This is a genomic window from Actinokineospora spheciospongiae, from assembly GCF_003182415.1.
Taxonomy (GTDB): Bacteria; Actinomycetota; Actinomycetes; order Mycobacteriales; family Pseudonocardiaceae; genus Actinokineospora; species Actinokineospora spheciospongiae.
The window spans coordinates 804,916-814,887 of sequence record NZ_QHCP01000003.1 but is presented as its reverse complement, the minus strand read 5'-3'; the positions used below and the strand labels follow the sequence as shown (position 1 = coordinate 814,887).

General features: G+C 71.8%; 10 protein-coding genes. 2 read left to right on the top strand and 8 right to left on the bottom strand.

Annotated features, from left to right (window positions below; all coding sequences use genetic code 11):
- Positions 1 to 197 precede the first annotated feature (197 nt).
- Positions 198 to 2,684, bottom strand: coding sequence for an SdrD B-like domain-containing protein (locus DFQ13_RS11155; protein ID WP_110079679.1), 2,487 nt, complete (start codon positions 2,682 to 2,684; stop codon positions 198 to 200).
- 251 nt (positions 2,685 to 2,935) lie between these two features.
- On the opposite strand from DFQ13_RS11155, the gene DFQ13_RS11150 reads away from it, so the two are divergent.
- Positions 2,936 to 3,700: a hypothetical protein gene (locus DFQ13_RS11150; protein ID WP_233438350.1), complete on the top strand. Its 765-nt coding sequence runs from the start codon at positions 2,936 to 2,938 to the stop codon at positions 3,698 to 3,700.
- An 8-nt stretch (positions 3,701 to 3,708) separates the two neighbouring features.
- On the opposite strand, the gene DFQ13_RS11145 is transcribed toward DFQ13_RS11150, so the two are convergent.
- Positions 3,709 to 4,815: a right-handed parallel beta-helix repeat-containing protein gene (locus tag DFQ13_RS11145; protein WP_233438349.1), complete on the bottom strand. Its 1,107-nt coding sequence runs from the start codon at positions 4,813 to 4,815 to the stop codon at positions 3,709 to 3,711.
- Between the two features lie 285 nt (positions 4,816 to 5,100).
- Here DFQ13_RS11145 and DFQ13_RS11140 point away from each other — a divergent pair, with 285 nt between their 5' ends.
- Positions 5,101 to 6,237 (top strand): Dyp-type peroxidase, encoded by a 1,137-nt coding sequence (locus DFQ13_RS11140; RefSeq protein ID WP_233438348.1) that lies wholly within the window; start codon positions 5,101 to 5,103, stop codon positions 6,235 to 6,237.
- Positions 6,238 to 6,370: 133 nt separating this feature from the next.
- Here DFQ13_RS11140 and DFQ13_RS11135 read toward each other — a convergent pair whose 3' ends face one another.
- From DFQ13_RS11135 to DFQ13_RS11110, 6 genes are all read right to left on the bottom strand, one after another.
- Positions 6,371 to 7,156 carry a hypothetical protein gene (locus tag DFQ13_RS11135; protein WP_110079677.1) on the bottom strand — a complete coding sequence of 262 codons (786 nt, stop codon included), beginning with the start codon at positions 7,154 to 7,156 and terminating at the stop codon, positions 6,371 to 6,373.
- A gap of 13 nt (positions 7,157 to 7,169) precedes the next feature.
- Positions 7,170 to 7,484 carry a hypothetical protein gene (locus tag DFQ13_RS34395; protein ID WP_035286687.1) on the bottom strand — a complete coding sequence of 105 codons (315 nt, stop codon included), beginning with the start codon at positions 7,482 to 7,484 and terminating at the stop codon, positions 7,170 to 7,172.
- A gap of 11 nt (positions 7,485 to 7,495) precedes the next feature.
- Positions 7,496 to 8,020, bottom strand: a complete 525-nt coding sequence (locus DFQ13_RS11125) for a hypothetical protein (protein ID WP_146241194.1) — start codon at positions 8,018 to 8,020, stop codon at positions 7,496 to 7,498.
- Between the two features lie 196 nt (positions 8,021 to 8,216).
- Positions 8,217 to 8,600 carry a hypothetical protein gene (locus tag DFQ13_RS11120; protein WP_035286685.1) on the bottom strand — a complete coding sequence of 128 codons (384 nt, stop codon included), beginning with the start codon at positions 8,598 to 8,600 and terminating at the stop codon, positions 8,217 to 8,219.
- A gap of 259 nt (positions 8,601 to 8,859) precedes the next feature.
- Complete coding sequence (locus DFQ13_RS11115; RefSeq protein ID WP_035286684.1) at positions 8,860 to 9,258, bottom strand: VOC family protein; 399 nt, start codon at positions 9,256 to 9,258, stop codon at positions 8,860 to 8,862.
- A gap of 17 nt (positions 9,259 to 9,275) precedes the next feature.
- On the bottom strand, positions 9,276 to 9,917 hold the full coding sequence (locus DFQ13_RS11110) for an HD domain-containing protein (RefSeq protein ID WP_110079676.1): 642 nt from the start codon (positions 9,915 to 9,917) through the stop codon (positions 9,276 to 9,278).
- Positions 9,918 to 9,972 lie beyond the last annotated feature (55 nt).

Sequence of the window (9,972 nt, the reverse complement as noted above, 5' to 3'; positions counted from 1 at the left end):
CGTCGTCGAACGCTGTTTCAACCGGCTCAAGCAGTTCCGCGGCCTGGCCACCAGGTTCGCCAAACGAGCCGCCTACCACCGAGCCGAGATCATCCCCGCCTGCATCGTCCTCCATCTCAAGTGAAGATCCGCAGGACAGGCCCTAGCCGTGCGCGAGATCACCGGCTCGATCTCGCGCACGGCGCGGCGGGTCGGCGTCAGCCGGTGCGGCGTCGGCGGCTGACGACGCGCAGCGCCACGCCCGCGACGACGGCCAGGGCACCGAGGAAGACCAGACCGGGCAGCGCGGAGAGGCCGGTGTGCGCCAGGGAATCCTCGTCCGCCCGGCTCGACGGCTGCTCGGGTGCCCCCGGCTCGACGGGTGACACCGCCTCGCTCGTGGGGAGTGCCCCGCTGGTGGGCGGCGTCGTGGGCGGGTCGGGCTTCGGGATGTGCACCCCGGCGTCGATCGTGTGGTCGACGCCGCCCGCCTCGGCGGGCGCGGTGACGGGGGTGGACCCGTCGCAGAGCTTCCCGGTGGTGGGCGGGGTGACGTTGGAGTCGCGGGTCCGGTCGTCACCGGCGGTCGGGAGCGTGAAGCGCAGGTCCTCCGCCGGTGGGGTGCCGGGGACGTTGTCGGTCGCCGCGGTGCACACGTCGAACCGCACCGTGTACCGCGCTCCCCTCGTCAGCTCGGGGGTGGCGCCGACCCCGCCGAAGTAGTACTCGCCCGCGGCGTCGGTCCGGGTGGTAGCGAGCTGCTTGCCCTCGGCGTCCAGCAGGTGCACGGTCGCGCCTTCGAGCGGCACCTCGTCCTCGTGGTACGGGTCCTGGACGCCGTTGTGGTCGCCGTCGAACCAGACCACGTTGCCGATCTGGACCGGCGCGTTCGCGGTCTGGTAGGCGATGTCGCCGAGGCCGCCCGCCTTGGCGAAGCCGTTGTCGCGGGGCCCGACGAACTGGTAGCCGTGGGTGGGGTTCTCGTGGCCGGGGCCGACACCGGTGTCCACGTCGTAGAAGCCCGCCCCGTTGGAGTTCACGTCCCTGGCCGGGTCCAGTTCGGTGCTGACGACCCACTGCTGCTGCGGGATGTAGGCCACCGACCCCTGCGCCGTCTCCTGGTGGGTGCCGCTGCCCGACCGGCCCGGGTCGAAGAAGTCGCCGTGGAAGTACTCGACGACGCCGTCGGGCTGCCTGCCGTTGTTGGCCGACGTGCCGTGGTTGGGGCACTCGCCGGTGCCCTCCCAGTCGAACCCGCCACCGGGCTTGGCGCAGGCCATGGTGATGTCACCACCGGACATGGCCGACTGCGGGGTGTCGACGGCCGGGCGCGGGTCGAAGCCGCCCGCGCCGAGGACGTCGGTGAACCGGTCGCGGAACCCCAGGACCAGCGAGCCGTCCCTGGTAAAGGCCATGGTGGCCAGTTCGGGCTGCGGATCGATGAAGACGCCCTCCCGGTTGCGCTCGTCCCAGCTCGCCGGGTCGGTGTTCCACGGGTTCCAGTGGTTGGTGTCGGGGTGGGTGCGCGAGGGGATCACGTAGCCGCGCGGGTACGCCAGCCCGTGGGACAGCACCTCGGTGAACGTCGAACCGTCGTAGGCGTGGACGAAGACCTCGAGGTCGGCCCGGTCCTGCGTGCTCTCGGCGGAGCACACGCCGCCGACGTAGAGCTTCGCGTCGTGGGCGGTGAGGGCGAACGGCCGCCAGTCGGTCGCCGCCGCGCACCCCGGGTCGGGGATGGGCACGGTCTTCGCCACGCCCGGCGCGGTCGCCGCGGTGGCGTCGAAGCTCACCAGCTCGCGCGTCAGCAGGTTCACCGCGTGGAGGGTCTTGCCGTCCTCGGTCACGGTGAGGCCGCCGAGGCCCTCCTTGCCCGGCACGTCCACGAAGGCCGGGTCCTTGCGCATGTCGACGGCGCCGTGCTCGGTCGTCGCGGCACCGGGCACCGTGGCGAACAGCACCGGTGGCGCCGAGCCGTCGGCGGGCGTCGCGTAGATCGCGCCGCCACCGCCGGGGCCGTACCGGGTGAAGCGCTTGGCGAAGGCGGACTGGAAGACGCGCTTGCGGTCCCTGTCGTAGGCCAGGCCCCAGGTGGTGCCGACCTGGGCCTGGGTGTTGACGACCGTCGGGCACGCCACCTGGTCGGGGCAGGTGCCGCGCGCCCCCTGGTCGAACGCCACCAGCGCCCGGCCGCCCGGGTCGGCCGGGCTGCCGTCGCGGTTCACGGCCGGGCTCTGCACGGGGACGTAGTAGCGGCTGTCGGGCAGCGTGTGGTCGGCCGGGTTCCACACCCCGGTGATCACCGACCGGTCCTCGCCGTCGCGGACGTCGGCGAAGGAGGTGAAGCTGTCGAAGTGGTCGGGCTTCGTCGAGGCGGGCGCCGCCCGCAGGTGGTCGCCGTACCGGGCGGGGATCGACACGTCCACGCGGTACTGGCCGCCGACGAGTTCCGCCGACGGCGGTACGACGACCTTGCCGGTCGCGTCCGTCGACGCCCGGATGCTGTGGCCCGCCACGTCGGTCACCTCGACGGTCATGCCCTGCTGCGGCGTGTCCATCGTCGTGTTGATGACGCCGGTGCCGAAGAAGTCCCGCAGCACCTGGACCGTCAGGGTGCCGTCCGTGGTCGACGCGGCGGCCGTGGCGCCGCCCGCCACCACCGTGCCCGAGGCGCACCCGAACAGCAGCAGACCGGACAACCCCACCCGGGCCAGTCGACGAGCGCCGGTCCGCGTTCTGTGGTCTCTTGTCTTACCGGCTCCGCGCACAGCCACAGTTGTCCCCTTGCCGTGGATGGTTTCCCGTTACCGGGCAACACATCCGGTTCGGGTTGAAGGCACGCGGCGGGTCGCGCGTGCAACCGAGCCGAACCAGGAAACCAGAACGCGCGCCTACCCGCTACGGGGAAGCGGGTGAACTTTCGGGTGAATCCGAACCGCTGTTAGCCTCGACGGTCATGCCGATCCCCAGGGAAACCGCCCAGCGGTCGCGGCGGCGGATCGCGGTCCTCACCGGGCTCGCCGCCGCGGTGGTCGTCGCGGTGGCCGTGGCCTTCACCGCTTGCGGGACAACGGATGTGGCGGGACCGCGCGCGCTGACCGCGGACGAGGCCGACCGGTTGGCGATCGCGCGGTTCCGCAACTTCGAGGCGGGCGGGCGCGCGGTGACGATCACCGTGCCGGACCCGGCGGGTGGCCTGGTCATCACCGGATCGGTGGACTACCGAACCCAACTCGGATACGGCGTGGTGCGCGGAACCGGGCGCAACACCTCCGGCGATGGGCTGATCGAGTGGTCGAGGACCACTGTGTTCGTTCACCCGATGGGGGAAACACCCACGCAGGCGCCGACCACGCCACCCACGACGGGGTGGCACCACCGTCCACTCCTGACATCCGGCAGCACACTGGACACCGCCCTGGCCATCGTGCTCGGGCTCGGCAGCGACCGGCCGGACAACGCCCAGTTGCTCCCGCAGAACGGCGCCGCCTGGATCGGGCAGGACCAGGTGAACGGTCACCGGGTCGACGTCGTGCTCGGTCCCGGCACCCGGGACCGGGCGGCCACGGCGGGCTCGGTGCGCTACTGGCTCGGGCAGGACGGCACCATGCACCGGGTCCGGGCCGCGGTGGCCTCCGAGCCGGAACCGGTCGTCGTCGACTTCGACACGCACAGCCGGGCCGCGGTGCCCCCGGTCCCCGGGATCGCCCCGCCGCGGTGACGGCCGCCCTAGGACACCCGCACCAGCGCGCGGTCGGCCAGCAGGGACGCCGACGGCGCCGGGACACCGGCGAGGTCGGGCAGTGCGGGGACGGCGGGCACCGCGGTCGCCCCGGCGGTGTTCGGGATCTGGGGCTGCGCGGGCGGTGCCGCCACGTCGGTGAACGGGATGCCCCGGGGTGGGCGCGGGCCGGTCAGCACCCCGGACGGGGAGGGCGACCCGGCGGTCGCCGGGCAGGGGGCGACCGCCGCGAGCCCGGCGGGCACGGTGCGCGTGTCCGCGTCGCCGAGGCAGTTGCCGTACCCCTTGGTCTGCGTGGGGAACGTCCAGGCCACGTCGACCCCGTTGGCGGTGAAGACGTTGTCCAGGACCTGGTTGCCGTTCGCCGGGAGGTCCTGGGTGGCGGTGATCACCAGGCCCGCGTTGGCGTTGTCGGTGATGCGGTTGCGGATCACCCGGTTGTCGCTCCCGCCGTCGATGCCCACACCGGTGCCCCACCCGCCGTCCGCCTGCTCGGGGGTGGCGGCCTGCTGGTTGGCCGCGACCAGGTTGCCCGCGATGACGGAACCCTGTTGCGGCAGCAACTTCTCCTGGTGGTCGGAGCTGGTGGTGAGGCCGACCCGGTTGCCGGAGAAGCGGTTGCCGACCACGTACACGTCACCGCTGGCGTTGGTCCCCTCGAAACCGATCGCGTTCAGCTCGGCGACGTTGTCGCGCACCACGACGCGGCACGGCTTGCACTGCCCGAGGTAGATCCCGGAGTCGGCGCTCCCGGAGGCGTACGAACCCTCGATCACGCCGTTGCGCGCGGAGAACGCGTAGATGCCGTACAGGCCGTTGCCGGTGGCGGTCACGTGCGAGACCAGGAACGACTCCACGAAGTGGACCTCCTCGTCGCCGGTGTCGTAGCCGCCCTCGCCCGGCGCGCCGTCGATCGCCTTGGCCGAACCCGTGACCAGGACCCCGTTCTGGGTGTTCCCCTTGACGGTCAGGTTCTCCACCGCCACCCCGGACGCCGCGACGACGACGCCGTTCGACTGCCGCAGTTGCCCGTCGAGGACCACGTCATTGCGGGATTCGCCCCGGAGGGTGATGTCCGGCGTCGTGATTTTCACTCGATCGTGGTACACCCCGGGCGCGACGAGCACGAGGTCCCCCGGCTGCGCGAGGGACACCGCGGCCGAGATCGTCGGCGCGTCGGCCGGAACCCGGATCGTGACGCGCTCACCGGCGGGGCGGTCGCCCTGACGTGCGCTGTCGTCGCCGGAACAACCGGGGAGCGACACCGCCAGAACGACCAGAAGCGCGGCCCGGAAACGAAAACCCACACGAGGCATGGACCGAGTCTGGCACGGCCCGGAACTGGCCCGCGTCGAGCGGCGTGTGGCACGCTGCGGTCCGTGAACCGCCACCCGTCACGTCGGACGTTCCTCGGCGCCGCGGGTGCCGCGGTGACCGCCGGTCTCGTCGCCGGGTGCGAAAGCCGTTCCGGCGGACCGCCCGGCCGACCCGCGCCCGCGGCCCAGCCTCCCGCGACGGGCGAGCACCAGGCGGGGATCGCCGAACCCCGGGACGCCCAACCCAACCTGCTCGCGGTCGTGGCCGACCTCGACGACACCACGGCGGTGGGACCGCTGCTGGCCGAACTCGGCCGGACCGTCCTCGCCCTCACCGCGGGCACCGACCCGCGACTGCTCGGCCTCGCGCCGGGCGACCTCACCGTGACGGTCGGGATCGGCCCCCGGGTCGTCCGGCTGGCCGACCCGGCGCTGCCCGGCGCGGCGGACCTGCCGCCGTTCGCCCGGGAGCAGGTCGCCGACCGGGAACGCGGCGGTGACCTGCTGGTGCAGGTGTGCGCGAGCGAAGCCCCGCTGCTGTCGGTCGCGGCGGCGGCACTCCTGGGCCGGGCGGGCGTCCGCGAGCGCTGGCGGCAGTCCGGCAGGCGCGGCCCGGGCACCGCCCTGGCCGAGGGGCGCACCGCGCCCCGGAACCAACTGGGGTTCGTCGACGGCATCGTGGGACCGCACACACCCGCCGAGCGGCAACGGGACCTGTGGCTGGCCGCACCGCCGCCGGTGGCCGGTGGCACCATCGCCGTGCTCCGCCGCATGGAGCTCGACCTGCCGCGGTTCGCCGGTCTGTCCACTTCGGACCAGGAAGCCGTCATCGGCCGCCACCGGGACACGGGTGCCCCGCTGTCGGGCGGTCCCGCCGCCGCCGGACCGGACCTCGCGGCCAAGACCCCCGACGGCAGGTACCTGGTCCCCGCCGACGCCCACGCGCGCCGCGCGCACGCCGGGGCGATCGGCGTCGGCCTCATGCTCCGCCGCTCCTACAGCACCGACGACCCCGCCCCCGGCCTGCTGTTCATCAGCTTCCAGAACGACCTGCGGACCTTCACCACCACCCTCACCCACATGGAGCGCTCCGACGCGCTCCTCCCGTTCACCACGACCACGGCGAGCGCGACCTTCCTGGTGCTCCCGGGGTTCGACCGGCAGCGGCCACTCGGCTCCACCCTGTTCCCCGCAGGCTGAACCGGGCGCTGGGGAGTTCGTGCAGCGGGCACAAGATCGGTGCTCCACGGGGCACATACCCCGCGCCGGGAAGGAACTCGATTCCCTACGCGGTGGTATGCGGGTGCCGGAGAAGGCGGGGACAAGGTCGGAATCAGGCAAGGGACCAGGTTGCGTTTCCATCTTTCACTGTGCCATCGCCATAGGTGGCGGCTACCGGGTCGGGCCAGGTGCCACCGGGGAAGACGCTGTTGTCGCGGGCTTCGCCGTGGAGGGCGACCAATTGCTGGGCTTGGGCGCCGAGGACGGCGGTGAGGGCGCTGATGGCGGCGATGATGAGGCCGGTGTTGACCCCCGCTTCCTCCACCGCCAAGGCCACGCCCGCCCAGGAGAAGGCCACCGAGCCCATGGCCGCCACCACGGCGATCATGGCCACGATGAACTTGACCAGGATGACGCCGATCGCGATGTAGAACGCCAAGCCTGCCGCCGCGCAGATGCCCAGTGCGACCGACGCCTTGTCCGCGACCGTGCCGACGCGGGTCGCCGCCGCACCCTGCGGGGGGATGTTCTTGCGGTAGGCGTCCGCAGCCGAACCGTGCCAGGCCGAGGTGCCGGTGAGGGCCTCCGGCTTCACCGAACCCACCACGTCACTTGCCAAGCCGCGAACATCCTGCCAGTCGAAGGCGTACTTGAAGAAGTGGACCGGGGCGGCGACCCCCTTGAGCACCTCGACGATCTTGTCCCAAATGGACTTCGCCAGGGACACCGCCTTCTCCGCCGACCATATCACCATGTCGGCGACGAAGTCCGGGACGTACCAGTGGTTCACACCCGCCCGGGCGGCCGGGAGGATCTCGCCCATCTTCGCTGACAGGTCGTTCATTCCGGTGTTGATTTTGTCGACGGCCGCCTGGAACTGGGCCTCGCTGAATGCCACGTGCTTCCCCTGCTCAGTAGACGTTGCGCAGGCCGTGCTCGTTCGCCTGCTCTTCCTGGTCGTAGGTGTTGGCGACCTGGATGAGCGTCGCGGCGATCTCGTCCATGCGCCGGGAGCCCTCGCGAGCTCGGTCGGTGACGGTGGTGACCGCCTCCTCATAGGCGGAGAAGACCACCTGGAACAGGCCTGCCTCGATCCTGGTCAGCCGCAGGCCCTCGGCCTTGCCCGCCAGGGTGTCGAGGACGCCTGCCTGCGCGGACCACACGGCACCCTCGGCGCGCAGCGCGTCGGTGGCGACCCGGATGCTCGCCTTGCTCGGGATGGTCATGGCGGTACTCCTCAGGGGCGCAGGCGGCCGGGGTCGCCGAGGATGGCGAAGACCTCCGACAGCAGGTCGTTGAGCGGGGACTCGGGCGCGGGCGCGGCCTCGCGCAGGGAGGCGCGGGCGGCGGCCAGCGCCTCCAGCAGGGCATTGGTGAGCATCGTGGCAGTCTGCCGCGACACCCAGGCCGGGTCGGCGGTGCAGGACACGAGCGCGGACGGCGACAGCGTCAGCGTCACCTTCCCGCCCGCCGCCGAGCCGGTGCCCGTCGCGGGTTTCGGGGCAGGTGCGCGGCCGACTTCGTCGAACGCGGAGATCAAGTCCTCGGCGAGGTCGCCGAGAGGACGCGGCGGCGGTTGCCCGGCGGAGCGCCGGAACGCGAGCGGGATCTCGCCGGAGACGGGCGTCGGGACGGTGCGCAAGTTGTCGACCTCGGCTTGCAGGCCGAGAGCCTGCTGGGTGCGGGTCCACTCCGCGAGCCGCTCCCCCGTCGCCGCCTGGAAGGCCTCCAGCACCGCAGACCCGAAGGCCTCCGCTTCCAACGCCCGATTCCAGTTGGCATCGACCCGGAGCGTTTCGAGCAGGCCGTCGCGGCCGAGCACCACCCGGATGGAGCCGGAGCGGTCGGTCCCCTCGGTCGAGCGCGGCGCTTCCGCCTACGCCTCGGCGAGCAGGCCACTGAGCCCAGCCGCGTACTGCTGCAACTTGCCGAGTTCGGCAAGCAGGTCTTCTGCCATCTCACACTCTCCGGTCATCACGCGACTGGGCACGGGGCAGGGCGGCAGCCAACGCGGCCATGGCGACGGCCGCGGCGAGCAGCAGGATGGCCACCCCCGAGGCGTCGGAGTCGGCCAGTGCCCCGAACCCGAGCACAACCACACCCCCGGCGGCCCCGGCGAGCGACACAGCGAGCACGACCCGGCCGCCCCTGGGCACCGGTGCGAACAGTGAAACCGCACCCAGCGCGGTCAGCACAAGACCTGCGACCAACACCACCCGTGGCCCCACCGCCGCCAACGCGGCACCCAATGACGGGCTCAGCCCGCCGAGCACCACCAACCCGACCAACAGGACCTCCGCCACCATGGCGCACACGACCGCGGTTGACCTCGACCCACTCATCCCCGATCTCCTGCCTCTAGGACGGCGAACCTAACAGCCAGGCGTGCGCCGTACGCGCCGTTTGGATGAAGTCAGGAGTGAGACATGCAACCCGGCTGTACACAGTCCGCCGGGCCAATGCCTGGGAAGCCGCCCAGGACATACCGGACGGCGCTTGGCTGAACACCTGGGTAGGCGACCTGCGCCGCACCACGGCCACAGCCCCTCATCGCGGTGATGATGCCGGGTCCGGGTCGGGGACTGTCCGCCCGGTGTGTTCTCAGCCCGCCGAGGTGTTCTTGACCCAGCAGATCTCCCACTGGTGGCCGTCGGGGTCCTCGAAGACGCGCTGGTAGAAGAAGTCCGCGTCCCACGGTGCGGAGTACTCCCGGCCGCCTGCCGCGACGGCGCGGTCCACGATGCGCTCGACCTCGTCGCGGCTGTCGACGAAGATGCCGAACACGGCTTCGGTGTCGGTCGCGGTGTCGACGGCGTGCTTCTTGGTGACGACCTCGAACGACGACGGGATGTGCAGCAGCACCTGGGCGTCACCGACGAGCATCGTGGCGAAGTCGTCGTTGGTGAAGGCCGGGTCGAAGTCGAGCCCGATCGCGGTGAAGAAGTCCTTGGCGCGGTCGAGGTCGGCGACCCGCAGGATGGTGAAGAGGCGGTGGTCCATCGTTCCTCCTCGGGAGGTCAGGCCGCGCCCCAGCGGGACATGAAGCCCATGTCGAAACCGTGGACGGCGTGGTGGAAGTAGTCGGCGGCGGACAGGTGCGGTGCCTTGCCGCGGTTGCGTTCGGCCTGCTCCACGATCTGCCTGCCGATGGACGTGTTGATGTCCAGCCGGGGGAACGCGTCGTTGATCACCGCGGCTTCCTCGTCGGTGATGTCGTCGGCGTTGTGGCCGAAGTCGAGTCCGGTGCCGACGTGGGTGAGGTCGCAGACGACGCCGCGGCGGGTGGTGATGCCGGGGCTGGTGTGCAGGGCGATGGCGTCCCACACGGTGTCGACCACCTCGGCGGCGATCCCGTGCCCGGTCAGGAATTCCGCGGCCAGGTCGGCGCCCGCGACCTCGAAGCGGTCCGGCCGGGCCTCGCCCTCGTCGGAGAGCCCGAGGTCGTGCAGCACGGTCGCGTAGAACAGCGTGTCGTCGTCGTAGTCGACGCCGCTTCGCAGCCCGCGCAGGTCAGCGGCCTTGGTGGCGAAGAGGTAGCTGCGGAGGCTGTGGTGCGCGACGGACCGCTCCTCGGCGGCGAGCACGTGGTCGACGGCCGCCTGGCGCAGCGGCGAGGACAGCAGGTCGGGTAGTGACAATCCGGGTGTGGAAGTGGTCATGCACCAACCATGGCCGCTGCGGGCACAGACAACCACTGGCAAGATTGACAACTTG

Excerpts from the sequence above, each read along its gene's own strand:
- DFQ13_RS11120 (WP_035286685.1), bottom strand. The coding sequence starts at position 8,600 with ATGAGTGGGTCGAGGTCAACCGCGGTCGTGTGCGCCATGGTGGCGGAG.
- DFQ13_RS11115 (WP_035286684.1), bottom strand. The coding sequence starts at position 9,258 with ATGGACCACCGCCTCTTCACCATCCTGCGGGTCGCCGACCTCGACCGC.
- DFQ13_RS11150 (WP_233438350.1), top strand. The coding sequence starts at position 2,936 with ATGCCGATCCCCAGGGAAACCGCCCAGCGGTCGCGGCGGCGGATCGCG.
- DFQ13_RS11110 (WP_110079676.1), bottom strand. The coding sequence starts at position 9,917 with ATGACCACTTCCACACCCGGATTGTCACTACCCGACCTGCTGTCCTCG.
- DFQ13_RS34395 (WP_035286687.1), bottom strand. The coding sequence starts at position 7,484 with ATGACCATCCCGAGCAAGGCGAGCATCCGGGTCGCCACCGACGCGCTG.